The sequence below is a fragment of the Nitrosomonas ureae genome (assembly GCF_900108305.1).
Taxonomy (GTDB): domain Bacteria; phylum Pseudomonadota; class Gammaproteobacteria; order Burkholderiales; family Nitrosomonadaceae; genus Nitrosomonas; species Nitrosomonas ureae_B.
Genome location: NZ_FNUX01000018.1, coordinates 22,057 through 47,155, shown reverse-complemented (window position 1 = coordinate 47,155; position 25,099 = coordinate 22,057). Strand labels below are relative to the sequence as shown.

Sequence of the window (25,099 nt, the reverse complement as noted above, 5' to 3'; positions counted from 1 at the left end):
TGATAAGGAAAATGATGACTATTGAAGAACTCAACGCCAAGTACAAAATTGCAGGTCAACTTGAATTTATAGCCGGCAACAGCGGATTGCCGATGATCCAGGTGAAGAGCGCCAAAGCCGGGGCGCTGATTTCGCTTCATGCCGGACAGGTGTTGTCGTACCGGCCAGCCGGAGAGCCGGAGGATGTTCTATTTCTGAGTGAAAAAGCGTATTACCAGGATGGCAAAGCAATTAAAGGCGGCGCGCCGATCTGCTGGCCGTGGTTTGGTGCCGATCCGGAAGGGAAAGGCCGCCCTGGACATGGATTTGTACGTAATCGTGCGTGGAATGTTGTGGCAACCGAAGCTATGGCCAATGGCGATGTCAAAGTCACGCTGGGCTTGGAAGATACGCCGGATACGCGTGCCATCTGGCCGCAATCGTTCAGTCTGTTGCAAGAAATTATAATTGGCGATGCCCTGAATCTTTCGTTGATCACGCGCAATACCGGAAAAGAAACACTCTCCATTACACAGGCGTTTCACACGTACTTTAAAGTGGGTGATATCGCACGGACGAAAGTGCTCGGTCTGGAAGGTTGTGAGTATATCGATAAGGCGGGCGGCGGCAATGCGCAAAAGCGGCAATCGGATGCAGTGATCATCGAATCCGAAGTCGACCGCATTTATCTGGATGTCGGCAATACCTTAACGATCGACGATAGTGCGCTGAACCGACGCATCCGGATTACTTCGCAAGGCAGCAAAACCGCAGTGGTATGGAATCCCTGGGAAAAAATTTCCAAGGAAATGGCCGATCTGGAAGATGCCGACTATCAGCGCTTGCTGTGTGTTGAAACCACGAATGCCGCGAATGATGTGATAGAAATCGTGCCGGGAAGTGAATGCCGATTAACTGCGAACTATCGGGTGATACGTAACTGATTGAGAAGAGTATGATGCGGTCGTTTGCCGCATCATAAGAAGTTCTGGATTGCATTGAAGAATTTTTTCTCGCCTAAATCGGATGCATATTTTTTCCAATCAAAATAAGGCCCCGGATCAGTTTTGCGTCCGGGTGCGATATCCGAATGCCCGGCGATATGCTGGATGGGATATTGATTGCACAGACATTGCGTCAGTGCAATCAATGATGAATATTGACTATCAGCAAACGGTGACATGTCACTGCCTTCGAGTTCTACGCCTATCGAAAAGTCGTTGCATCGCTCTTTTCCTTGCCAATAAGATACGCCGGCATGCCAGGCACGCTTAATACAGGGGACAAATTGGATGATTACGCCATCACGGCGGATGAAAAAATGCGCCGATACTTTCAATCCTTGTAACGATTGATGATAAGGGTGTGCTTGCGGATCGATTTGGTTGGTAAACAACTCAATTACGCCCGTGCCGCCGAATTCATCGGGGGGGAGGCTGATGTTATGGATCACTAATAAGTTGATTTCCACACCCGCCGGGCGTTCGTCGCAATTAGGCGAAGCAATGAATGGAACGGTATCAATCAGACCGGATGTATCTATTTGCATGCGATAGAATAAGTTGAAAATTAAAAAATGATGTTGCATGGTAGCCTAGCTTAATCAAACTTGAAAACCGGAATCGCATGAAGCAAGGCAAATTCATTACGCTGGAAGGTATCGACGGTGCGGGTAAATCGACCCAGTTGGCGTGGATAGCCGAACTATTGCAACGCGCTGGAAAACGGGTTGTGGTGACGCGCGAGCCGGGTGGGACTGCATTGGGCGAGCAATTGCGTGCACTGTTGCTGGATAGATCCATGGCCATGCATGCGGAAACCGAAGCATTGCTGATGTTCGCCGCGCGGCGTGAACATTTGGATAAAGTTATTTTGCCCGCTCTCGCGCAGGATCAATGGGTGTTGTCGGATCGTTTCACCGATGCCAGTTTTGCTTATCAGAGTGGAGGCAGGGGATTGGATAGCGCTAAGCTGGTTATTCTGGAGCAATGGGTGCAAAATGGTTTGCAGCCGGATTTGACATTGTATTTCGATGTCCCGGTGGATGTGGGGCAGCAGCGTGTGAGTCGAGGAGGAGTCGTGGATCGGTTCGAGCAAGAGCAAGCCGATTTCTTCCTGAGGGTGCGCGCAGCGTATCTGGATAGAGCGCAGCGGTTTTCTGACCGCATCAAAATTATCGACAGCAACCGATCGTTACCGGAAGTCAAAGCTGCGGTTGAACAAATCTTGCAGCCTTTGTTGCATCATGAGTGAAATTTATAACTGGCAACAGGAGATCTGGTCGAAATTGATGCATAGCCGTCAATTCCGGGGTCATGCATTGCTGCTCAAAGGTAAGCAGGGCATTGGCAAATATGATTTTGCGTGTCAACTGGCCAAATCATTGCTTTGCACCGCTCCCCTGGTTGATCATCAGGCTTGCGGAAAATGTTTGAGTTGTGGCTGGTTTGAACACGATAGCCATCCTAATTTTTATCCGGTGATGCCGGAAGCGCTCGCTGTCATTTCCGGGGGAGGCGGCGAGAAGGAAGAAGGCGAAGAAAAATCCGCCAGCGCTACGGCCAAGAAAAGCGCCAGCCAGCAAATCAGCATCGAGCAGATTCGGAAATTGACTGATTTTGTTTATCTGACCGGCCATCAAGGCGGTTACAAGATTATTCTGATTTATCCTGCGGAAACGATGAATACCGCCTCGGCCAATGCCTTGCTGAAAAAACTTGAAGAGCCGCCGGAGAATGTATTGTTCATACTGATCACGCACCAGGCGCAGCATTTGCTGCCGACCATACGCAGCCGTTGTCAGCAGATTTCGATGCCGATGCCGGATGTTGAGTCTTCCGTGGCGTGGTTGCAGCAGCAAGCGGTCAGTGATCCTGAAAGCAAGCTCGCTGCCGCGGGTTATGCGCCCTTATCCGCATTGTTGTTGGATAAGGGGGAGTACGCGGCGCACTATGAACAATTTATCCAGCACATGGCCCATCCCAAGCAGTTTGATCCACTGATGCTGGCCGGAGCATTGCAGCAAACGAGTCTGTCAATTGTAGTCGGTTGGCTGCAAAAATGGTGCTATGACTTGGTCAGCTATCGCACTACCGGGAAAATCCGCTACTATTTGAAACAGTTGCGAGCCATTCAAGCGCTAAGCGGGCAAATCAACCTCGTTGAGTGCGTGAGATTTACCCGCGAACTCAACACCAAACAGCACCTGTCGCATCATCCGCTCAATCCACGCCTGTTTTTGGAGGAAATGTTCATCGCGTACACTGTCATGATGCAGGGAGAGTAATCCCCCGTCATTTTTTCTCAAACGTATCATCCGCTTTCAAGACTTTCAATGCTGCGCTGGCGCACACTTCATCATACTCAATCCCGGGCGCGCCGCCGACGCCGATACCGCCCATCACTTCACCGCCGATTTTGATTGGGAAACCGCCGCCCAATAACAGAATGCTTTCGTTCAAGCGCATTAAGCTTTGCAATTCCGGTTTTTGCGCTACCAGTACGGCAAATTTATGCGTCGAATCGCGCAAGCTATTGGCGGTATAGGCTTTGCGACGGCTGCTATCGAGCGTGTGCGGCCCGGCGCCATCGGCTTTCAACTGCACCTTGAGCAAACCGGATTGGTCCACAATAGCTACGCTGACTTTAAATCCATCGTCGTGGCATTTTTTGATTGCCGACATTGCTGCCTGGGTTGATAATTCAAGCGGCAGGGTTTTTTGTGTAGGAAAACTCTGCGCCGAGATCTGAACGGACGCTGTATACAACGTAAACGCGGAAATGCCGGTTAATAATGATTTGAGTGTAGGGGTCATAATCGAATCCTTTGAATGAGTATTTCATACAAGTACATTAAACATTGCACCATAAGATTATCACTGTTTTAATTGACAACAAATCCTATTATTTGCGAAAAGAGGTAATGGCATGATTACAAAAACGATCGATTATCTGGATGGAAACACAAGTTTGGAGGGCTATCTGGCCTATAACGACACCGGCAAGCCGCAGCCCGTGGTATTGGTTGCACACGACTGGAGCGGACGGCGCGAAATGGCCTGCAAAGGGGCGGAAAGAATCGCCGATATGGGTTATGCCGGTTTTGCGCTGGATATGTACGGCAAAGGCATATTCGGCGCCGATGGCGATGCGGAAAAGAATGGCGCCTTGATGGCGCCGTTTGCCCAGGATCGCGCCCTGCTGCGGCGCAGAATCAACGCCGCATTGCATGCCGTGTGCCAATTGCCACAGGTCGACGCCACTAAAATTGTCGCGATGGGCTATTGTTTCGGCGGCATGTGCGTGCTGGAGCTGGCGCGTTCCGGTGCGGATGTTAAAGGCGTGATCAGTATTCACGGCATTTTTGCGCCGGGCAATGTTGCGAATGCAAACATCACCGCAAAAGTGCTTTGTCTGCATGGCCACGATGACCCGATGGTGCCGCCCGAGCAAGTGCTCGCATTTGAAACCGAGATGACCCAAGCGAATGTGGATTGGCAAGTGCACGTCTACGGCGGTACGATGCACGCCTTCACCAACCCCAAAGCCAATAATCCCGGCTTTGGCACGGTATACAAGGAAATCGCGGCAAATCGGGCGTATCGGTCGGTTGCTGATTTTCTGAGGGAGATTTTTTGCTAAACTGCGAAAAACGACTTAAGACTGAACCGGCTCAAAGCGCCCGATCCGGTTCAGAATGCCCAGCAGGAAACACGCTGACAATGACTTTATATTTCATGGCTTGCTTAAATCCTCTTATAAACATCTTCCCAGGGAGAGCCTAAATCAGGGTTTTTATGATAGGACTCCAATCGTTCATCAATTGTTTTTTTCTCTTCTGCCGTTAGTTCGATGGACTGAGCTTCAGCGGCTATCGTATCCCAAATATCTTCCACTAATTGGATTCTCTCAGGGATGAAGAGTGAAATGGCATCTGCTGCGGTTATTTTTTCATGGTTCTATCCACCTTGCTTAATTTGATTTGTGTCCACTTTCTAATTTTTAACAAAAATTTATTTGTAGTTCATAGATTGAGGAATGTCAATTGACTATAAACGTTCCAGCAAAATCCGCCTGATTTCTTCATCGGTGAGCACAATAGGGTTGGTTTTCATGCTGCTGCCGCGGCAATTGGCGATGACTTTATCCAATGCGGTTTCCTGCAGTCCGTAAAGTGACAGACGCGGCAGGGTGAGTTCGTTGGTCCATCGCGCCAGCAGGTCAATTAATGCGTTATATGCGGCTTGGGGATCGATAAAGCGTTTCTGGCAGAGAATTTCTGCGACGTGCAGGTACTTTGCCAGTGCTTTGTTGGTGGGTTCCCGTGCCAGCATGCTTTGAATGTTGATTCGCGTGGCAGATGCGACCAGGGTGCCGCATACCACGCCGTGCGGGATCGGGTAAAAAGCACCTAATGGCGATGCCAGGCCATGTACCGAACCGAGGCCGACTTGCGCCAGTGTGATTCCTGATAACAGCGCGGCATAGGCCATTTTTTCGCGATGTTGTGCAAGCTTCCCTTGCTGGTGGTAAAGCGGGATCAGCGCATCGCGCACGGCCTGCAGGCCGCTGATCGCCAGAGCATCGGTGAAAGCGTTGGATTTGGTGGAAACATAGGATTCCAGTAGTTGCGTCAACGCATCCATGCCGTTGGCGGCGATCACACTGGGCGGGCAGCTGGCAAGCAAATCCGGATCGACGATGGCGTATTCGGCGACCAGTTTGTCGTGACGGAAGGATTTCTTGAACCCGTTTTCGCCCTGCACGCTGAGCACGGCATTTTTGGTGGCTTCGCTACCCGTGCCAGCGGTGGTAGGTACGACAATGAATGGAATGGCCGGGCCGTGGTACGGTAACTCCGGGCCGACGCCTTCGAGATAATCCATGACAGAGCGTTGTACTTTCAGTAATCCGGCAATCGCTTTGGCGGCATCGAGTGCACTGCCGCCGCCGATTCCGATCACGGCATCAAAAGTTTCATTTGCAAAGGTTTTGACAAGGTCATCGATCAGAGTGGGGGAGGGTTCTTCGGCAATCATGCAATGCTGCCAGGTAATTGCACGCTGTTTGAGTTGATCAAGAAAAGATTGCCCGTGACTGGTACCCAAGAACGAGCGGGCGCCCGTGACAAGCAAAATATTCGATCCATAGCCTGTAATGATATCTGGTAGTTTCTTGATAACGCCCGCGCCAAATTCAATGCGCGGTAATCGGGCGATGGAGAAATTGACCATTAGCTTTTTACGATCGGATATAAGCCTTGATAGACGATACCTTTGCGGGGTTCGGCCATCCAATCCGCAACGGCATCGCGCCATGTCAGGTAATGCGCCGTCTCTTTATGGGCGGCTGCGTCCTGCCGGGTTTTATAGGCTTCGTACAATACAAATTTTGCCGGATCATCCGCGGATTGCAAAATATCAAAACGCACATTACCCGGCTCAAGAATGGAATTTTCGTGATTGTATCGGCAAGCTTCCTTGAATGCTTCCACTTTTTCCGGTTTGATTGAAACAGTGACGATGGTTACATGCATGATTTTATTCCTTTCATCAATTTTTGTCGTTTAACGGGTGACTGAGAAATCATTTGCGTTACCGTTGTGGCGCTAAAAACGAGCTCAGAATTCTTATTTGTCAGGCACAGGTTATTTTTTCCTTGTTTATCCGATGGCTGGCTGCTGAGCGTTGTGTTTGCTGTCAGAACTGCCCGGATAGTCAATCCGGGTATGCAAGTCTGCGGGTATTCTACTACTAATTCTGTGGGAGTTTTTCAGGCATTCGCGGCGTCTTGGAGTTTCAATAGCGAATCTTTTATCGGATTTAATAGTTTTGTTCGGGTGTGATTTCAGGATCCTTTTATTGATTTTGAAGTTTTCCCTACTTGGTAATATGGCTATAATCACAATATCGCCTTGTCATCAGAATCTTATATATGCTTAATAAAAAAGATGTTGCGCCACCTTCTTTGCTTAATAAATTAGTATCTTTGACTACAATTCGGGATATTGAATTGTTCGAGTTCAGTTTATTGAAAACTTTGGCTGAACTTTTAAGTATTAATCAGATTTCAATGTACAAGCTTGATCAGACCAATACTACGTGTTGGTTGTCTACCTATTCGATTGATTTTATTCAAGATGATAGTAAAAGACAATTTTCAGAATCACAGGAGATTTGTACATCGGAAATCACGATTCCTGAGGAAATCAAGTCTGCCCAGCTATGGATGGAAACAACCAGGAAACCTTATATTCATTACCGGGGAGATCGGTGCCTGGTGGTGTATCCCATACTGACTGTGAACAAAATTGAGGAGATGTTGACTTTTGAGCTTCCTCATCCATTGACTGAAGGAGAAATGCTGATCATTTCCAGCTTGCTGAGTATTACGCATAACTTCCGTAGCTTGTTGGATGAAAGTCAGAAAGACAAACTAACCGGTTTATTGAATCGTCAAACTTTTGAAGAGAATATCAAGAAAATAAGCGCACTTACTGCGGGCCCCGATATTGGTCAAGACCATGACGGTAATATGTTGAACCGAAGAAGGCCAAAAGTGGAAACGGAAAAATTCTGCCTCGCTATCATTGATATTGATGATTTTAAGTCGATCAATGACCGGTTTGGCCATATCATGGGAGATGAGGTTTTACTGTTGTTATCCTATGTGATGAAGCAAAATTTCCGCGCAAGGGATTTATTGTTTCGCTTTGGCGGAGAGGAGTTTGTGGTGATTTTCCGTGCGCCCGATAAGGAAGAGGCTTATAAAGCACTGGAGCGTTTTCGCAACAAGATTCAAGAATATCACTTTCCACAAATTGAGACCGTGACAATCAGCATGGGCGCGACCTTGATTAATGAATTGAATTACCTGGCTTCCGAAATCATCGGACGCGCAGATCAAGCGCTTTATCATGCTAAGCAGAGCGGTAAGAATCAGTTGCATTTTTATGAAAATCTTTTAGAAAATGGGCATGTTTTCGAGAAAAGAGAAGCCAGTGCAATAGACGTCCTTTAACTATGTGACTATTGGCGCTGCATAAGCGATTGCTTAGTTGCGACTAAAAATAATTGTGGATTACCAGCGGTAATATGGCCCATAAAACCCTCCACGGAAATAAGGATAGTAGCCTGGATAGCCAAAATAAGGATAAGGTCCGTTGTAACCCCGGTAGTCATTATAATTAGGATAGGTCGGCCAAAGATGAATTGCCGTTGCAGATAACAATGGTACTTGAATAACTCTTTTGCCAACAGTTTGTTCAATATCCCCCGTAATTACCCCGGCAACGGTAATTTCCTTATCTTTGGCATAGACGGCCGGGTCCAGGAACTCGGCGCTTTTAACCACAAAGCGGCCTGCACCTGTTTTGTGTAACTGCGGGCGGCCGCTGAAATCGAGAGGGTAGTATAAAACCTGTATCAAACTTGCATGCGCTTCATTTTCCACGTCAATAATCACGCCCCCCCAGCGAACAGGCGCATCTTTATAATTATTGATGTCATGACTGATCTGATTATAGGAAACGTTTATTGCCGGCGCATTTTCGATAGCCGACGGTAATCCGGCGCAGGCGCTCAATAGCAAATAAAGCAATAGTAAAAATGGTTTCATGATTTTTCTCCTGCGATTTATTTGAAATTGATCCGGCGCAATGTATTAATTTAATCGTTGTACAACAAATTCAATGTGTGAGTTTGTTGCTAAGACTCTTGCTGCAAGCTTTAGTTTGAATTGCAGGATTGATCAATGGAAATATTCATACGGTTATTATTGCAGCAGCGTTGAGATATGCTTTGAGAAACTATTTACTGTGACTATTTGCGTATGGTCACTCTATCTTGCGGATGGGTGATGGTAATGGTTAAAAAACCGCCTCAACAGATAGCTGCGCGCTATCGAAACAGCTGTGAAGATCAATCCGATTTGAATGTTTTGGCTTATGCTGACTTCTATTTCATAAAGCGGAAATACGATCATTTGTGCGGCTAAGGCTACAAAATAGCCAATAGTAACATTAGCAAATGATTCTGTGAGTGATTGGGTCCTGGTTTGCATCGCTATTTCTTTGTCAGCAATAGCATTGCACAAGTAAATGAAACAAGGAGACCAAGCAGTATGGGCGCCAAGACTGATTCATTACCGGTTACTGCATAATATCCGTATAGAATCAATGAAAGCATCAATGTGATTATCAATATTGGTTTTGTCATTTTTTAGATTTTTTGTGTAATTAAAGGTGTTATACCAATTGCATGCATATAAGTTAGTTAGTTTTTTATTTTTTAAAAACTATGTTACCTGAGCGTACCGGATTTATTGATTCCAGGCATATCTCTGATTGACTCATTTTGTAGTTGTGTAGCAATTAGCGGTTATCAGTAATCGGGCAAAAGAAAGCAACGAAGATTGAAGATGAATAAGGATGAGATGCCCAATCGGAATTAGGAGCACAAGGCTGCATGAAAGATTCTTGAGCAGATCTATTACTTGCGAAATTTCTCATTGATAAACTGCGCAACAAGTAATCCCGCAACTAATGCAATTGCAGAATATAAAACGATTTCCAGCATATTAGACATTTTAGAATCTCTCCATAGTTAATTAACTGAGTTTCAATCATACTATACTCGATATCATGCACTGAATATTTCAATGGATTGATGGCCGCTATTGTTTAAAATTGTTGGGGAGATATGAATAATGAGAATAATTAAACAATTAGTTTTGGGAATGTTGCTGTGTTTTATTTTTTCGTCGCAGGTTCAGGCAATGGAAGAAATTTCTAGTAGAGTTTATGTTAAAAGGGCAGGTACGAAGATTGTAAGTGGTATTGCTAATGTAGCCACCGGATGGATGGAGTTGCCAAAAAATATTAATTTGTGGAGCCAAAGAGATAGCAATGCTGTCATAGGCGCTGCCGAAGGATTGTTATGGGGTATTTTTCACACTGCAGGCCGTACTGGGTCTGGTGCATTGGATCTTGCCACTTTTTGGCTTCCAACTTATCCAACCCCTGACCCGTTGTTCGTTTGGGAGGATTTCTCGAAAGATTCTGATTATATTGGGTGGCGTATGGCCAGGTAAAAACTACTTTGATATTGCATTCCCTGTTTCGGAGCTGTGCCGTAAAAAAACGGATTCTATCTTTGACGGTGCAGCTCACTTCTTATTGAGACGCATATCGATGGAATCGGGAAAGGGTTAAAATTTATATCCTCGATGGAGCGCCACAATGCCTGCGGTTAGATTGAAGTATTCCACGCGCTCGAAACCAACCTGCTCCATAAGTTCTTTTAATTCGTCTTGAGAAGGATGCATGCGAATGGATTCCGCTAAATATTGATAGCTTTCCGCGTCATTGGCAATCATTTTTCCCATTGCGGGTAGTAATTTGAACGAATAGGCATCGTAGGCAGGCTGAAGCAGCTTCCAAATTTTGGAAAATTCCAGTACGAGAACCGTTCCGCCCGGTTTTATGACTCGTAACATTTCTTTAAGTGCGATATCCTTATGGGTCATATTTCGCAAACCAAACGCTACACTGACGCAGTTAAAATAATTATCTGGGAAAGGTAGTTTTTCGGCATCACATTGAGCGACCGGAGTCGGTGTACCTTTATCAATCAGGCGGTCGCGTCCGATCGAAAGCATGGAATTATTAATATCAGTTAGCCACACCTGCCCGGATTTCCCTACTTTCTGTAAAAATAATACGCTTAAATCTCCAGTGCCTCCGGCGATATCCAATACCTTGTCACCCGGTTTTATTCCGCTGGTTTCCATTACAAAACGTTTCCATAACCGGTGCATTCCAATTGACATAAGATCGTTCATTAAATTGTAGCGTTCCGCGACAGAATGAAAAACCTCAGCGACTTTGCCCGCCTTTTCATCCTCTGCAACAGTATTAAAACCAAAATGAGTTGTTTTAGTCATGACATTAATTTGAATTGAATTGGGTGTGGCGGGTGAATAATTATTGATAATAAGTTATTTGCAGGAATGATGCGTCTTTTGAGGTTTAATTTCGAGTTCTCTGCTGGCACCGGCTGCTTCTAAGCGCTGCAAGTAACGCTGCCACATTGTATCCTGATTAAGACCAAAGTTATATAACAGATCCCATGAATAAAGCCCTGTATTATGGCCATCGGTGAAATTGAGTTGTATGGCATAATTACCAACAGGATCGATTTTGCTGATACCGACCGTCTTCTTGCCAGTTTGCAGTACCTCTTGCCCCGGACCATGGCCACTGACTTCGGCAGAGGGTGAATGAACGCGCAAAAATTCACATGAGAATTGAAAGGATTTGCCATCAGAGAAAGTAATATCCAGAATTCCGGATTTCTGATGCAGCTTGATTTCTGTCGGATGCGGTGTGTGTTTAGTTAAACCAGCCATGTTCTTTATTTAATATGATGAATTAAGGATGTGCAATGGCTCCATTGTAGCAAACTGTGCAAAAAATTATTGATGCAGGAATATAAGCATGAGTGCAAAAATACTGATCGTGGAAGATGAAGCGGCTATCCGGGAGCTGATTGCTTATAATTTGCAGCAGGCGGGATATGAAAGCATTTGTGCTGAAGATGCGGAGAAAGCAATGGCGATCATCCATGATGCACTGCCGGATTTGATTTTGTTGGATTGGTTGCTGCCCAATATGGCCGGTATAGATTTTGCACGAATTCTACGGCGCAATGAACGCACTCGCCTTATCCCGATTATTATGCTGACAGCACGAACCCAGGAAGCGGATAAAGTGGCCGGCCTGGAGATAGGCGCGGATGATTACGTGACAAAGCCTTTTTCACCGCGTGAATTGATCGCACGAATTAATGCGGTCTTGCGTCGGCTGATCCCGGAAGCTTCTGCACAAGTGGTTGAAATCCATGGGTTGCGATTGGATCCAGTCAATCATCGTGTTACCGACGGAAATAAAGAAATTGAACTGGGGCCGACAGAGTATCGCTTGCTGTATTTTATGATGTTGCATGCCGAACGTACCTATTCGCGTAGTCAATTATTGGATCGAGTATGGGGCGATCGTGTATTTGTCGAGGAGCGTACTGTTGACGTGCATATCCTCCGGTTACGGAAAGCTTTGCACTGGTCAGGTAAAGACAACTGGATACAAACTGTCAGGGGAACAGGTTATCGGTTCTCCGCAGTTGCCATAGCCCTCGCTGATGTTTCAAATAAGGAAATCTGATAATGTTTGTGTTGCAGAGTGTTGCAGTGATGAATCCGATCAATCAGAACATTGATCCATGTGTATTGCGATGCTTCTTCAAACGCGGTGAAATTGAGTAATGGTTGCAAATTTTCTCGGATAATCGTCTTATTGTAGGGTAGCATTTAAGTGTCTGATATCTGGCAGCGTTCATCAAATATTTTTTTTCTTGCCTTCATTACAGTGTTGCTATGGATGATCTTTGGTGCTGTGAAAGCGCTGATTTTTTTCAGTGTGGCCATGCTCTGGGTTGTGTTTCATCACATTCGTCATTTGGTCTTGTTGGAGCGCTGGTTACAGCTTTCTGATCATTCTCCAGCAAGCATCCCAGCCGGTTCCGGAGCTTGGGATGAGGTATACGCACATTTGGCGCGCTATGTGCGTCAACATAGTCAGAACCAGGAAATGCTGAGTATTGCTTTAAAGCGCGTGCAAAGCGTTACTTCCGCTATGCCGGATGGCATTGTTATTCTCGATATGAATGATCGTATTGAATGGTGTAACCCGGTTGCGGAGCAGCACTTGGGCATCAATCTTGTTTTGGATGTCGGTCAGCAGATTACCTATTTGGTGAGGCAGATACCGTTTGTTGAATATCTGACAGCACGCCAATATAGTAGCCCATTAATTCTAAAGCAGACCCGATTGCAAGGATTGATCATTTCCTTGCAGCTGGTGCCTTATGGTTATAATCAGAAGCTTATAATCAGTCGTGATATTACGCGTTTTGAGAAAATAGAGACGATGCGGCGCGACTTTATTGCTAATGTCTCGCATGAATTGCGCACACCGCTTACCGTCATCGGTGGTTTTCTTGAAACATTATCCGCTGATGATAATGTTAATAGCAGTTTCAATAAGCGTGCCCTGGCATTGATGACTGAGCAAACAACTCGCATGCAGGGATTGATTGAAGATTTGTTGATTCTGTCACGTCTTGAAAATGAGCAGAATAAGGTCAGCGAAAAAATAGTGAATGTAGTTAACTTGGCGCAAGATCTCTTGCAAGATGCGGAATCTCTGAGTGCAGGGCGGCATCAAATCAAATTAACTGTTGCTTCGCAAGATCAGCTCTTGGGGAGCGAGGAAGAATTACGTAGTGCTTTTGGGAACTTGGTCAGTAATGCGATTCGTTATACTCCGGACGGCGGGGAAATAATTATTAGTTGGGAAAAGCGCCATGATCAAGGATTGTTTTTTGTGCAAGATAGTGGAATCGGGATTGAACCGGAGCACATTCCGCGGTTGACGGAGCGTTTTTACCGTATTGATAACAGCCGTTCAAGAGAAACTGGTGGCACAGGGCTTGGATTGGCAATTGTCAAACATGTTTTGAACCGGCATGAGGCGCATCTCGAAGTTATTAGTAAAGTAGGCAAGGGTAGCCGGTTTAATATCTGGTTTCCAGCTAAGCGTCTAGTTTCTGGAAATGCGTGATCACTCAGTATCTATGAGGAAAACGTGATAACTTGTATTTTATTTCCATGAATCTGGTAAGAAACACCGTGTTTATACGGTGACCGTGACTTAAAAGTGTTGATACTTGCTGCGGTAGATGACTTGAGCGCCTGCATCCAAGCTGAATTTTGAGTAGGTGATAGTTCAAATAACTGATAGAAAGAGCGTTGTAGGAATAAAAAAACAGCCACCGGTTACCCAGCAGCTGTCAGCTCTCTATTGGATCTTTCGCGGATCCAATTGCGTTGCTACTAACTATCTAATCGCTGATGTATTTTGATCCAGATTAACCCGAGCTTTGTTGACCGATGAATGATCATGATGATCCATCGTTATTTTTTTGTGTAGATCCGCATTGTTAAGGCTTTCTGCCAACACTTCCTCGTATTCGCGGATATTAGCGGTTGCATGCGATTTGAAATCCTGACCTTGTCTACCATAGTTATAAGAATGAGCTTCGTAATCTTTGAGTGCAGCTTTGTTTTTTTGTAATTTTGCTTCGGCTTCCTTGGCAGCATTTTCATAATGCTGTGTCAAGGCGGCATGATCGTTGTCATCAATACCTTCTACTTCTACGGCGAATACTGATGAAGCAGCTAAGCTGAATGCCAAAACAGAAATTAATGTTAAGAATTTTTGTGCTTTCATGATCAGTTTCTCCAATGGTAGATTGATGACTGTCATAATAGCTTCACTTGATGGAGCGAGTATATTAGGGAAACCCTGTTTTTTATCTAATGGTTTCCATTAGACGTTATGTTTTTTATTTTTGTTATGTTTTCTTGAATGAGCAGGTGGTCGAACAGTATTGGTTTGGTGTCGTGACCAAATAATGGCTGCTATTCCTGCCAGAATCATTGGAATCGATAGCCATTGCCCCATTGTGATTCCTAAAGTCAGTACGCCCATGAAGCCATCCTCCGGTTCACGGAAAAATTCTGCAAATGAACGTAAAACACCATAGCCAATCATAAATGCCCCTGTGATTGCACCAGTTGCGCGTGGTTTGGCTGAGTAAATCCAGATAAAAATGAACAGCACTACACCTTCGAGCGCAAATTGATACAATTGGGAAGGGTGACGGGGAAGGCTGTCAACATGCGGGAAAACCATACCCCATGGGACATCGGTAGGGCGTCCCCATAGTTCGCCATTGATGAAGTTGCCAATGCGGCCAGCGGCCAATCCCGGTGGAATCAGTGGAATGACAAAGTCGGTTACTGCAAGCCATGGCAAATGATATTTGCGAGCGAGCAATATCATCGCAACAAAGACGCCAAGAAATCCGCCATGAAAGGACATGCCGCCTTCCCATATGGCGAAAATATGCAATGGATGTTCTAGATAATAGCCGAATTGATAGAAAAGTACATGCCCCAACCGCCCACCCACAACTACTCCCAGCATGCCGTAAAAGAGTGCATCATCAAGCATCTCATAGGTAAAGGTGGCTTGTGGATTATGTTTGATACGGTACCGCCCGAGCAGAATGAACGCCACAAAACCCAGCAGGTACATCAATCCATACCAATGCACAGAAAGCGGCCCCAGCGAGATGGCAACCGGATCAATTTGCGGGTGAACGAGCATAGTTTCGGCCTTATTTACGGTAAAATATCACGCATTATACCAATTGCGCTGGTATACACCGTATCATAAATTGTATTTTTATCTTATTCAGGAGCAAGCATGCCAGATAATAAACGTAGTCAGGCTATTACTCAGGGTACTCAACACGCGCCGAGTCGTGCCATGTTGCGTGCGGTCGGTTTTAACGATGAGGATTTTAATAAACCGATTGTGGGAGTCGCTAATGGCTACTCAACGATTACGCCGTGTAATAAGGGACTCAACGAACTATCGTTAAAAGCTGAATCGGCACTAAAGCAAGCAGGTGCCATGCCACAGATGTTTGGCACCATTACGGTGTCAGATGGGATCTCGATGGGTACGGAAGGCATGAAGTATTCCTTGGTTTCCCGCGAGGTGATTGCCGATTCGATTGAAACCTGCGTGCAGGGAGGAAGTATGGATGGTGTAATTGCCATCGGCGGTTGCGACAAAAATATGCCGGGCGCGATGATTGCGATTGCGCGCATGAATGTGCCGGCAATTTTTGTGTATGGCGGCACGATCAAGCCGGGGCATTATAAAAATCAGGATCTGACTATTGTCAGCGTGTTTGAAGCGGTGGGGCAACACAGCGCACATAAGATTGATGATCAGGAATTGCTGCAGATTGAGCGTAATGCTTGCCCGGGTGCAGGTTCCTGCGGCGGTATGTATACCGCGAACACCATGTCATCCGCTTTCGAGGCGATGGGCATGAGTCTGCCGTATTCTTCCACCATGTCCGCTGAAGACGGCGAGAAAATGATCAGCGCCGGGCAATCTGCAGAAGTATTGGTGAGTGCCATCAAGAAACAGATTCTGCCGCGCGATATCATTACCCGTAAATCGATCGAGAATGCCGTTGCGGTGATCATGGCGGTGGGCGGTTCGACCAATGCGGTGCTGCATTTCCTGGCTATTGCGCACGCCGCAGAAGTTGAGTGGAACATAGATGATTTTGAACGGATGCGCGCTAAAGTGCCGGTATTGTGTGACTTGAAACCTTCCGGGCGTTACGTGGCCGCAGATTTGCATCAAGCCGGCGGTACTCCGCAAGTGATGAAAATGCTGCTGAATCATGGGTTGCTGCACGGCGATTGCACCACGATCAGCGGACAAACCATCGCGGAAGTATTGCACGATATTCCGGATGCACCACGTGCCGATCAGAATGTGATTCGCCAATGGGACAATCCAATGTATGCGCAAGGACATCTGGCTATTTTGAAAGGTAATTTATCCACTGAAGGGTGCGTGGCGAAAATTTCTGGAATCAAAAATCCGAAGATTACCGGGCCTGCACGTGTATTTGAATCGGAAGAAACGTGCATGGTGGCAATCCTGGCGCGCAAAATTCAACCCGGTGACGTAGTGGTCATTCGTTACGAAGGTCCTAAAGGCGGCCCGGGAATGCGCGAAATGTTGTCACCGACTTCCGCCTTGATCGGCGAAGGTTTGGGCGATTCGGTTGGATTGATTACCGATGGGCGTTTTTCCGGTGGAACATACGGCATGGTAGTCGGCCATGTGGCACCGGAAGCTTTTGTCGGTGGAACCATTGCACTGGTGCAGGAGGGGGATTCAATTACCATCGATGCTGAACGGCGATTGTTGCAATTGAATGTGCCTGACGATGTGCTTGCGCAACGCCGTGTATCCTGGCAATCGCCGCCGCCGCGTTATGTGCGTGGAGTTCTGGCAAAATATGCAAAACTGGTATCAAGTGCCAGTACAGGTGCAATAACGGATTGATTCCGCGTATTATCGGTATTGTTTGGCTCAAGCGTTTTATGTGATACTGGAACTAAATAATTTACTTTGAAGTCTCAGCAAGGCAGTATCATCAGAGCTTGCGGTTGGATGGTAAGTGCGTGAGGATGTAGAGCAGCAGATTTAACGTTGAAAATCACAAAACTTATAGGAATTGCTGCAAGTCTGTAAAGTTCGGGTTAGAATATCAGCCCATTTATAATTTTAAAATAAGGAAGAGAAATGAAAAAAGTATTAATTGGAGCAGTAGCTGCATCTGCCTTTTTCTTAGTTGGTGTTGCACAAGCAGATGCCGATCTGGCAAAAAACAGTGGTTGTTTGAATTGCCATAATGTTGATACTAAGTTGGTGGGCCCAAGCCTGAAAGATATTGCCGCTAAATATGCAGATCAAGCGGATGCGTCTGCATATCTGGCAGATAAGATTGTAAAAGGAAGCAATGGAGTTTGGGGTCCGATTCCAATGCCACCAAATGCTAACGTTAGTCCAGAAAATGCTAAAGTGTTAGCTGATTTTATCCTGACACTGAAGTAATAAGCATTCAGAATTCAGAAAAGCCGACGTCTAAAAGCGTCGGCTTTTTGTTTGCATAAAATTTTTATTACTGCGGTAGGTAAAAATGAAGACTCGTATTAAGTGGAAAGGCAACGTTAGTTTTGTGGCTGAATCCGGTAGCGGTCATTCAATATTGATGGATGGCGCACCTGAAGCAGGAGGACAGAATCAAGGGCCACGTCCAATGGAAATGTTGTTAATGGGGCTGGGTGGTTGCACTACATTTGATGTGGTGCTGATTCTGAAAAAGAGCCGTCAGGATATTACCGATTGCGAAGTGGAAATTGAAGCCGAGCGTGCACCGGTCGATCCAAAAGTATTTACTCATATTCATTTGCATTTCATTGTCACGGGTCACAATTTGAGTCCACAACAGGTAGAACGAGCGATAAATTTGTCCTCTGAGAAATATTGCTCGGCTTCGATCATGCTTAAACAGACGGTTAAGATCACGCATGATTTCGAGATTATTAATTCCTAGTTATCAATAAATTGTATGGGCATAAGTCTATGCCGCTAAAGTAACCCCGATTCATGGGCTTGCTGATCGGCGTGATAACTGGAGCGTACCATTGGCCCACAAGCGGCGTGACTAAACCCCATCGCAAGCGCCGCATGCTCGAAAGCTTTGAATCCTTCGGGCGTAACGTAACGCATGACCGGTAAATGGCCGATACTGGGTTGTAAATATTGACCGATAGTCAGCATTTCCACATTGTGCCTGCGCAAATCGTGCAATACTTCCATAATTTCCTCGTCTGTTTCTCCCAAGCCCAGCATTAAACCTGATTTTGTCGGAATATGAGGAAAATTATTCTTGAAATCTTCTAATAATTTCAATGAATTGTTATAATCTGCACCGGGTCGGCACTGCTTGTATAATCTGGGTACGGTTTCGAGGTTATGGTTTAAGACATCCGGCGGGTAGGCTGTGAGTTTTTCCAGAGCAATTTCCAGACGGCCTCTAAAGTCCGGTACCAAGGTTTCAATTTTAGTGTTTGGAGAGTGGGTACGTATTTCGCGAATACAATCGACGAAGTGTTGAGCGCCGCCATCGCGCAAATCGTCACGATCTACACTGGTAATCACTACATATTTCAATCGCATTGCGGCAATTGATTGCGCCAAATGTAACGGTTCATCGGCATCCGGTGGTTTGGGTCTGCCATGAGCGACATCACAAAAAGGGCAGCGGCGCGTACATAAGTCACCCAGAATCATAAAAGTTGCTGTTCCTTTTCCAAAGCATTCACCGATATTTGGGCATGATGCTTCTTCACAGACCGTATGAAGCTTATGTTCGCGCAACAATCGCTTAACTTCGTAATAATTCTCGCTACTGGAGGAACGAACGCGAATCCACGAGGGTTTACGCAACAGATTATTGCGTGATTGTGGCGCTATTTTGACAGGATTGCGCGCAGTCTTGTCAGCGCCTTTTTGCCGGGTATCGGTGGTCATGATGAGAAGTTGGTTATCCTTTAAGAAGTTTTACTTGTAGTTGATCTGCCAGCTTGTTGCTTAATATTTCTAATCCATCGGGAATTCCCAGATCTTTGGTTTGTGTAACTTGTAAGCCTTGATAGCCGCATGGATTAATGTAGGAGAATGGAGTCAGATCCATATCCACATTCAAAGCGATGCCGTGATAACAGAAGCTTTTTTTGATTTTGAGTCCCATTGATGCAATTTTAGCGTTTTTGACGTAAACGCCCGGCGCTTCAATCCGTCCTGATGCATCGATATGATAGCTCTTCAATAAATCAATTACAGCACTTTCCATGTTTCTGACTAATTCGCGCACGCCGAGTTTTAACCGGCGTATATCCAGCAGCAAATAAGCAACAATCTGCCCCGGTCCATGATAGGTGATTTGACCGCCACGATCTGTTTTAATGACATCAATACCATGATTGTTTAATAAATGCTCATCCTTTCCTGCAATGCCTTGAGTAAATACAGGTGGATGCTGTAACAACCAGATTTCATCGTGAGTTTGAACAGTTCTGGCTTGGGTGAAATATTTCATGGCTTGCCAGGTGGGTAGATAATCCGATAACCCGATAGTTTTTATAATAAAGCGCTGCCGTTCATGAGTGGATAATAAATGCTGGTGTCGCATGGGTAATCACAATACCACCGAGATCATGGGATGTTCTGATAACGCCTGATATAAATCATCCAGTTGGGATCGGGAAGTCGCTCGAATGGTACAGGTGAGGCTTAAATAAGTACCATTCCTGCTGGTTTTAATCGCCGTAGTGTTAACGTCGAAATCCGGGGCGTGGTATTTAACAATAGCCAGTGTGGTCTGAGTAAAATCCTGTTGTGCTTTCCCCATAATCTTGATTGGAAAATCACAAGGATATTCAATTAATGAAGCTTGTTCTGTCATAACTGCCAATCGAAGATAACTTGATTCTGAATCAATTTGTTAAATGATTTGTGACTTGTCCGCGCATGTGAGTTGCTTTATATTCTTGATAGAGCGTATGCAATTGCCTAAACAGTTCTCCTGGTTTTCCATCTCCCACGGGTTGATTATCTAATAGAGTAATCGGCATGATTTCTTTGGTCGATGATGTCAGCAAAATTTCATCAGCCATGCGCGTTTCCGTTTCAGAAATTTCCCGGATCTCATGAGGAATCTGATTAGCTGCAGCTAATTCGAGCACTACATCATACGTGATTCCAGGTAGCATCAGATTACTTTTGGGAGGGGCAAGCAGCACTTTATTTTTTACGATGAAAATATTACTGGCGGCACCCTCAGTCAGGAATTGATTCCGGATCAAGATAGTTTCAAGTGCATGCATATCTACTGCCAGTTGTCGCAGCAGTACATTGGGTAACAGAGAAATGGCTTTGACGTCGCAGCGGATCCAGCGATTATCGCTAGCTGTAATAGCCGGTGCACCAGTTTTGAGTAATTCTTCAGGTGGCTGCGGCAGGGGATTGCTCATAATGAAAACAGTGGGGAGGACGTTCGCGGGAAAGGTATGATCGCGTTTGGCCACTCCGCGGGTGATGTGCAGATAAAGATATTGATCTTCTCCGTCATTATTGGCAATGATCTGTTCTAAAATGTTTCTCCATTCATCATTACTGCATGGATTCTTCAGACGTATACCATCCAAGCTGTGTTGCAGTCGTGTGAGGTGTTCAGCAAGTCTGAAAGGTTTACGTGAATATACGGGTATAACCTCATACACACCATCTCCAAAAATAAAGCCACGATCCAACACAGGAATGAATGCCTCTTCGATAGGCATAAACTTGCCATTCAGATATATCATGCGAGATTCTTTTTGTGAGTTAATTGGAGATTAGTTAAACAACAATTTTACACTATCCCATGCACGACCCAGGAAGCTGGCTGAATCAACTTTTTCCAAGGCCACTAAGGGGTAAATTTCGACAGTCTTATCATCGAGTGTAAATTTGACCGTGCCAACTTCCTGTCCAAGTTGAACTGGCGCAATCAGAGGTTGTTTATACTCCATGGTGGCTTTTAACTTGTCGGCCTGACCTTTGGGCAGTGTGAAAAAAACATCGCGGTCAAATCCGGCTTTCAATTCATTCTGGGTGCCTTTCCATAAATGGATAGTGGCAAGTGAGTCATTTTTTTTGTATAGCTGCAGCGTATCGTAAAACTGAAAACCATAATTAAGCAGGCGTTGACTTTCTATGCTGCGTGCATTGGCCGATTTAGCACCAATAACTACGGAGATCAATCGTCGTTTATCCCGTATCGCCGATGTAATCAGGCAATAACCGGCAGTTTTAGTCCAGCCGGTTTTCATGCCATCAACATGCGGATCGATCCATAGCAGCCGATTCCGATTGGGTTGGGTAATATTGTTATAGGTATATTCTTTTAACGAATAAAGTGGGTAAAAATCCGGAAAATCACGAATGATAGCAGTTGCCAGTAATGTTAAATCATGGGCTGTCGTATAGTGATTGGGGTCAGGCAATCCGGTTGTATTGGTAAAATGTGTGTTCTGCATTCCTAGATGCTTCGCTTCCTTATTCATGAGGGTCACGAAGTTTGCTTCCGAACCTGCGACGGTTTCAGCCAGAGCAATGCAGGCATCATTGCCGGATTGGACGATCATTCCGCGGATTAACTCATCCACAGTAACCCGTTTATTGGGCTCGATAAACATGCGTGAACCAATCATGCGCCAAGCACTTTCGGATACCAGGGCAGTTTGATCCAGCGTAAGTTGTCCCTGCTTTAATGCCGAAAACACCACATAAGCAGTCATCAGTTTAGTGAGAGATGCGGGCTCTATGCGCTCGTGCACGTTCTGTCCAGCCAATACTTGTCCCGTTTGATAATCTGATAGCATAAAAGCTTTAGCAGCTACGGGAATTTCTTGTTGCTGTGCAGATACTGATGAAACAGCCAGGCACATTAGCAATAATACGAATAAAAGCTTCATATGAATCCGCAAAAAAATAGATATTATATCTTGCCGTCAAAAAATCTAAAACCTTCCAGTTTTAAAACACAACAGAAGCAAGACTAATAGCGGTTTTTAGAAATTATCATGGGGTACGATATTAGCAACCTGATATTTTGAACAATCAGCGATAAAGTGAAACCGCTGGAAATTTATCATGAGCAAAGATAGCAGATTTCTCAATTATTGAAAGCGGATTTTAGGTCAAGTATGTGCATACGGAAGGCGCCGCCAAAATTTAATCTTTTTTATCAACGATGATGTCCTCCTCGATAGTGCCTTCCTTGGTTGTGGTACCCGCCGATGAAATTGTGCCCTCCATGCATGTGCTTATGTCTACCGATAGAGTATTGGTATCCCCTGTGCATATGTCTATGTCCGCCGATAAAGTGCTTATGTGCTCCGATGCGACCTGGATTGATGTAAATGGGTGATTGATGTCCATAACCGTAGACTGTGCTTCGATAGTATCCCAAGCCTCCATAGTAAGGGGTGGCCACACATCCACTCAGAGAAAGTACTCCAATTATTATGAGTCCAGTAAGAATGCTTTTTGTGTTCATGACTTATCTCCTGATTAAACTTAAGGCATGGATAATTCATAAGAATTTTTATATAAACTTTATCTATGTCCTTTAGTGCAATCCAACAATCTATTTTGTATTTGGGTTTCAATTGTGCAAGTTTTTTGCTTAATAGGAGCTGAATGCAAACTTATTAAGTGTTTCTTAATGCATTGCAATAACCGGATAAGTTTTGGTAGAAGAGATAGGACTTTATAAATATTTTCAATCGATTATTGCTTTAATGCCGGTGTGGTAGCCTGTTTAGGCTTTAGTTAAAGAAGAGAGAAGAGCCAATTTATTGCATCGAATTTTCAGGATATTTAGGTTGTTAACGATACAAGGGGAAGTGATTGACTAAAGAAGATAATAACTTGTAGGGCTCGGTCGATTACTGTAGGGAGTAGAGAGTATTGGAATTGATTTTGCAGATTATTCGGGTGTACCGTGACTGTACAAAATGTCTCCTGATAATTATGACATTTTCCAAGTTAAACTCTTTCCGGCATAAAGAGGGATCAATTTTTCATTTGCAAATTCGAATTGCTCGGGAACAGTCCAGTATTCTTTTTTTAATGTGATACGGCTGTTATTGCGGGGTAATTGATAGAAGTCCGCACCATAGAAACTGGCAAAAGCTTCCAGTTTGTCAAGCGCGCCCGCTTGTTCGAATGCTGTGGCATATAATTCAATAGCGGTATGGGCTGTGTAAATGCCAGCGCAGCCGCAGGAATTTTCTTTATTGACCTGTGCGTGCGGCGCACTGTCAGTACCCAGAAAAAATTTCGGGTTACTGCTGGTCGCCGCACTTAGTAATGCTTGACGATGAGTTTCGCGCTTCAAGACAGGTAAGCAAAAGTGATGAGGACGGATACCGCCTTGAAAAATCGCATTACGATTCAACAATAAGTGATGTGCCGTAATCGTGGCAGCAATAAATCTGGATGCTTCTTTTACAAACATTACTGCATCATTGGTAGTGATATGCTCGAATATGATGCGCAAACTTGGGAAACGCCGTATCAGAGGATCCAGCACCCGATCGATAAAAATCTTTTCTCTATCAAATATATCTACATTGGCATCTGTTACTTCACCATGCACCAGCAACGGCAGATTATTTTGTTCCATTGCCTCCAAAGTTGCATAGCACTTGGTAATATCGGTCACTCCGGCATCCGAATTTGTGGTTGCACCGGCCGGATACAGTTTTACTCCCTGCACCACTTTACTTTCTTTTGCTCGAATGATTTCTAAAGGTACTGTATTGTCAGTTAAATACAGCGTCATGAGCGGATCGAAGCTGCCATGCAAAGGCTCAGGTAAAGCGGCCAATATTCTTGCACGGTAAGATAAAGCCATATCTGTTGTTACAATCGGCGGTTTAAGATTAGGCATAATGATTGCGCGAGCAAATTGTTTTGCTGTATGCGGTAGCACGAAGCGTAATTGCTCGTCGTCACGCAAATGTAAGTGCCAATCATCTGGGCGAATAATGGTTATGCTAGTCAAGGATGTCAGCCATCAAATATAAGGATAAGGACTAAAATAAGGATAAGGACTAAATTATAGCGTAGGCGCCATTGTGCTATTCGGAACATGGTGCATTTTTTAACTTCAGTGCCAGTTGATAGAGCGAATTTTTGTTTTCACCTGTGATTTCTGTTGTTAGTTTAACCGCTTGTTTTAACGGAAGTTCAATGAGTAGACATTTTAATGTGTGTTCTGCATGTTCACTGATTTCGGATTTGTCCGTAGTTTCCGCGCCGGACAACAATAAAACAAATTCACCTTTTTGCTGATTAGTGTCTTCTTGCAGCCAGGAATAAGCTTCTTTTAAAGTTCCCCTATGGATGGTTTCAAATAATTTAGTCAATTCGCGGGCAATAGTCAGTTCCCGCTGAGGACCAAAAACCTCGATCATGTCGGTTATGCATTCTAGAATCCGATGAGGTGCTTCATAAAATATTAATGTGTATAGCTGTGGTTTTAATTCGATTAATGTCCGTTTACGCAACCCGGTTTTAGTGGGTAAGAAGCCATAAAATAGAAAATGCGGATTTGTAATGCCGCTGGCTGATAGAGCACAAATCGCCGCATTCGCACCGGGAATGGGAATAATCGAATATCCGTGCTCACGTACGCGTTGAACTAGAATTGCGCCTGGATCGGAAATTGCGGGGGTGCCTGCATCGGTTACTAAAGCAACATTTTTCCCGCTATTCAATAGTGCCAGAATCTTGGAGGAAACAATGGTTTCATTGTGCTGATGGAGGCTGATAAGTTTTGTGGAGATTGTGTGTGCAGCGAATAAATGCCCGGAAATCTGTGTGTGTTCTGCGGCAACCACATCCACTTTTGCCAGAACATCTAAGGCACGTAAGCTGATATCGTTTAAATTTCCTATTGGTGTGGCAACCACATATAATGTACTTTTGTTCAGCATAATCCTCACT

At 45.0% G+C, this 25,099-nt stretch carries 30 protein-coding genes; 11 read left to right on the top strand and 19 right to left on the bottom strand.

What is annotated here, in order from left to right:
* Positions 1-11: 11 nt before the first annotated feature.
* Positions 12-923 (top strand): D-hexose-6-phosphate mutarotase, encoded by a 912-nt coding sequence (locus C4S39_RS10420; protein WP_258039399.1) that lies wholly within the window; start codon positions 12-14, stop codon positions 921-923.
* 32 nt (positions 924-955) lie between these two features.
* Here C4S39_RS10420 and ampD read toward each other — a convergent pair whose 3' ends face one another.
* Positions 956-1,528: a 1,6-anhydro-N-acetylmuramyl-L-alanine amidase AmpD gene (gene ampD / locus C4S39_RS10415; protein WP_103966954.1), complete on the bottom strand. Its 573-nt coding sequence runs from the start codon at positions 1,526-1,528 to the stop codon at positions 956-958.
* A 77-nt stretch (positions 1,529-1,605) separates the two neighbouring features.
* Here ampD and tmk point away from each other — a divergent pair, with 77 nt between their 5' ends.
* Both tmk and holB read left to right on the top strand, forming a co-directional pair.
* On the top strand, positions 1,606-2,232 hold the full coding sequence (gene tmk / locus C4S39_RS10410) for a dTMP kinase (RefSeq protein ID WP_103966941.1): 627 nt from the start codon (positions 1,606-1,608) through the stop codon (positions 2,230-2,232).
* Positions 2,225-3,265: a DNA polymerase III subunit delta' gene (gene holB, locus C4S39_RS10405; RefSeq protein WP_103966940.1), complete on the top strand. Its 1,041-nt coding sequence runs from the start codon at positions 2,225-2,227 to the stop codon at positions 3,263-3,265. Before tmk ends, holB begins: the two co-directional genes overlap by 8 nt.
* A 7-nt stretch (positions 3,266-3,272) precedes the next feature.
* On the opposite strand, the gene C4S39_RS10400 is transcribed toward holB, so the two are convergent.
* Positions 3,273-3,794 (bottom strand): GlcG/HbpS family heme-binding protein, encoded by a 522-nt coding sequence (locus tag C4S39_RS10400; protein WP_103966939.1) that lies wholly within the window; start codon positions 3,792-3,794, stop codon positions 3,273-3,275.
* Positions 3,795-3,906: 112 nt separating this feature from the next.
* On the opposite strand from C4S39_RS10400, the gene C4S39_RS10395 reads away from it, so the two are divergent.
* Positions 3,907-4,620 carry a dienelactone hydrolase family protein gene (locus tag C4S39_RS10395; RefSeq protein WP_103966938.1) on the top strand — a complete coding sequence of 238 codons (714 nt, stop codon included), beginning with the start codon at positions 3,907-3,909 and terminating at the stop codon, positions 4,618-4,620.
* Between the two features lie 104 nt (positions 4,621-4,724).
* Here the strand turns inward: C4S39_RS10395 and C4S39_RS10390 are convergent, their stop codons facing one another.
* From C4S39_RS10390 to C4S39_RS10380, 3 genes are all read right to left on the bottom strand, one after another.
* Positions 4,725-4,895 carry an addiction module protein gene (locus tag C4S39_RS10390; RefSeq protein ID WP_258039402.1) on the bottom strand — a complete coding sequence of 57 codons (171 nt, stop codon included), beginning with the start codon at positions 4,893-4,895 and terminating at the stop codon, positions 4,725-4,727.
* A gap of 132 nt (positions 4,896-5,027) precedes the next feature.
* Positions 5,028-6,212, bottom strand: a complete 1,185-nt coding sequence (locus C4S39_RS10385; RefSeq protein ID WP_103966936.1) for an iron-containing alcohol dehydrogenase — start codon at positions 6,210-6,212, stop codon at positions 5,028-5,030.
* A complete protein-coding gene (locus C4S39_RS10380) occupies positions 6,212-6,514 on the bottom strand; it encodes an antibiotic biosynthesis monooxygenase (RefSeq protein WP_103966935.1) in 303 nt (100 codons plus the stop codon). Before C4S39_RS10380 ends, C4S39_RS10385 begins: the two co-directional genes overlap by 1 nt.
* Before the next feature lie 536 nt (positions 6,515-7,050).
* Here C4S39_RS10380 and C4S39_RS10375 point away from each other — a divergent pair.
* Positions 7,051-7,998 (top strand): GGDEF domain-containing protein, encoded by a 948-nt coding sequence (locus C4S39_RS10375; RefSeq protein ID WP_181023806.1) that lies wholly within the window; start codon positions 7,051-7,053, stop codon positions 7,996-7,998.
* A gap of 60 nt (positions 7,999-8,058) precedes the next feature.
* Here the strand turns inward: C4S39_RS10375 and C4S39_RS10370 are convergent, their stop codons facing one another.
* Together C4S39_RS10370 and C4S39_RS16130 are read right to left on the bottom strand one after the other, a co-directional pair.
* Positions 8,059-8,595 carry a Slp family lipoprotein gene (locus C4S39_RS10370; RefSeq protein ID WP_103966933.1) on the bottom strand — a complete coding sequence of 179 codons (537 nt, stop codon included), beginning with the start codon at positions 8,593-8,595 and terminating at the stop codon, positions 8,059-8,061.
* A gap of 222 nt (positions 8,596-8,817) precedes the next feature.
* Positions 8,818-9,039, bottom strand: coding sequence for a DUF7220 family protein (locus tag C4S39_RS16130; RefSeq protein ID WP_103966932.1), 222 nt, complete (start codon positions 9,037-9,039; stop codon positions 8,818-8,820).
* A gap of 645 nt (positions 9,040-9,684) precedes the next feature.
* Between C4S39_RS16130 and C4S39_RS10360 the strand changes: the two genes are divergently transcribed.
* A complete protein-coding gene (locus tag C4S39_RS10360) occupies positions 9,685-10,068 on the top strand; it encodes an exosortase system-associated protein, TIGR04073 family (protein WP_103966931.1) in 384 nt (127 codons plus the stop codon).
* A 117-nt stretch (positions 10,069-10,185) separates the two neighbouring features.
* On the opposite strand, the gene ubiE is transcribed toward C4S39_RS10360, so the two are convergent.
* A complete protein-coding gene (gene ubiE, locus C4S39_RS10355; RefSeq protein ID WP_103966930.1) occupies positions 10,186-10,920 on the bottom strand; it encodes a bifunctional demethylmenaquinone methyltransferase/2-methoxy-6-polyprenyl-1,4-benzoquinol methylase UbiE in 735 nt (244 codons plus the stop codon).
* 54 nt (positions 10,921-10,974) lie between these two features.
* Positions 10,975-11,385: a gamma-butyrobetaine hydroxylase-like domain-containing protein gene (locus C4S39_RS10350; RefSeq protein WP_103966929.1), complete on the bottom strand. Its 411-nt coding sequence runs from the start codon at positions 11,383-11,385 to the stop codon at positions 10,975-10,977.
* Positions 11,386-11,473: 88 nt separating this feature from the next.
* On the opposite strand from C4S39_RS10350, the gene phoB reads away from it, so the two are divergent.
* Positions 11,474-12,196 carry a phosphate regulon transcriptional regulator PhoB gene (gene phoB / locus C4S39_RS10345; RefSeq protein ID WP_103966928.1) on the top strand — a complete coding sequence of 241 codons (723 nt, stop codon included), beginning with the start codon at positions 11,474-11,476 and terminating at the stop codon, positions 12,194-12,196.
* A gap of 150 nt (positions 12,197-12,346) precedes the next feature.
* Complete coding sequence (gene phoR, locus C4S39_RS10340) at positions 12,347-13,654, top strand: phosphate regulon sensor histidine kinase PhoR (RefSeq protein WP_103966927.1); 1,308 nt, start codon at positions 12,347-12,349, stop codon at positions 13,652-13,654.
* Between the two features lie 276 nt (positions 13,655-13,930).
* On the opposite strand, the gene C4S39_RS10335 is transcribed toward phoR, so the two are convergent.
* Together C4S39_RS10335 and lgt are read right to left on the bottom strand one after the other, a co-directional pair.
* The gene (locus tag C4S39_RS10335; protein WP_103966953.1) at positions 13,931-14,323 is read right to left on the bottom strand and encodes a hypothetical protein; all 393 of its coding nucleotides are present in this window, start codon (positions 14,321-14,323) and stop codon (positions 13,931-13,933) included.
* A gap of 99 nt (positions 14,324-14,422) precedes the next feature.
* Entirely contained in the window at positions 14,423-15,265 is an 843-nt protein-coding gene (gene lgt / locus C4S39_RS10330; protein ID WP_103966926.1) for a prolipoprotein diacylglyceryl transferase, read from the bottom strand.
* Between the two features lie 99 nt (positions 15,266-15,364).
* Between lgt and ilvD the strand changes: the two genes are divergently transcribed.
* The 3 genes from ilvD to C4S39_RS10315 all read left to right on the top strand — a co-directional run bounded on the left by ilvD (position 15,365) and on the right by C4S39_RS10315 (position 18,092).
* Complete coding sequence (ilvD, locus tag C4S39_RS10325; protein ID WP_103966925.1) at positions 15,365-17,038, top strand: dihydroxy-acid dehydratase; 1,674 nt, start codon at positions 15,365-15,367, stop codon at positions 17,036-17,038.
* A 240-nt stretch (positions 17,039-17,278) separates the two neighbouring features.
* The gene (locus C4S39_RS10320) at positions 17,279-17,590 is read left to right on the top strand and encodes a c-type cytochrome (protein ID WP_013648163.1); all 312 of its coding nucleotides are present in this window, start codon (positions 17,279-17,281) and stop codon (positions 17,588-17,590) included.
* Positions 17,591-17,675: 85 nt separating this feature from the next.
* Positions 17,676-18,092: an OsmC family protein gene (locus C4S39_RS10315; protein ID WP_103966924.1), complete on the top strand. Its 417-nt coding sequence runs from the start codon at positions 17,676-17,678 to the stop codon at positions 18,090-18,092.
* Positions 18,093-18,127: 35 nt separating this feature from the next.
* Here C4S39_RS10315 and lipA read toward each other — a convergent pair whose 3' ends face one another.
* The 8 genes from lipA to rsmI form a co-directional block, all read right to left on the bottom strand.
* Positions 18,128-19,072, bottom strand: coding sequence for a lipoyl synthase (gene lipA / locus C4S39_RS10310; protein ID WP_103966923.1), 945 nt, complete (start codon positions 19,070-19,072; stop codon positions 18,128-18,130).
* A 13-nt stretch (positions 19,073-19,085) separates the two neighbouring features.
* Entirely contained in the window at positions 19,086-19,733 is a 648-nt protein-coding gene (gene lipB, locus C4S39_RS10305; RefSeq protein ID WP_103966922.1) for a lipoyl(octanoyl) transferase LipB, read from the bottom strand.
* Between the two features lie 6 nt (positions 19,734-19,739).
* Entirely contained in the window at positions 19,740-20,006 is a 267-nt protein-coding gene (locus tag C4S39_RS10300; protein WP_074721181.1) for an HP0495 family protein, read from the bottom strand.
* Between the two features lie 31 nt (positions 20,007-20,037).
* Entirely contained in the window at positions 20,038-20,907 is an 870-nt protein-coding gene (locus C4S39_RS10295; protein ID WP_103966921.1) for a D-amino acid aminotransferase, read from the bottom strand.
* A 30-nt stretch (positions 20,908-20,937) separates the two neighbouring features.
* A complete protein-coding gene (locus tag C4S39_RS10290; RefSeq protein ID WP_103966920.1) occupies positions 20,938-22,059 on the bottom strand; it encodes a D-alanyl-D-alanine carboxypeptidase family protein in 1,122 nt (373 codons plus the stop codon).
* Between the two features lie 259 nt (positions 22,060-22,318).
* Positions 22,319-22,588, bottom strand: a complete 270-nt coding sequence (locus tag C4S39_RS10285; protein ID WP_103966919.1) for a hypothetical protein — start codon at positions 22,586-22,588, stop codon at positions 22,319-22,321.
* Between the two features lie 529 nt (positions 22,589-23,117).
* Positions 23,118-24,155, bottom strand: a complete 1,038-nt coding sequence (pyrC, locus tag C4S39_RS10280; RefSeq protein ID WP_103966918.1) for a dihydroorotase — start codon at positions 24,153-24,155, stop codon at positions 23,118-23,120.
* A gap of 76 nt (positions 24,156-24,231) precedes the next feature.
* Positions 24,232-25,089, bottom strand: a complete 858-nt coding sequence (gene rsmI, locus C4S39_RS10275; RefSeq protein ID WP_103966917.1) for a 16S rRNA (cytidine(1402)-2'-O)-methyltransferase — start codon at positions 25,087-25,089, stop codon at positions 24,232-24,234.
* Positions 25,090-25,099 lie beyond the last annotated feature (10 nt).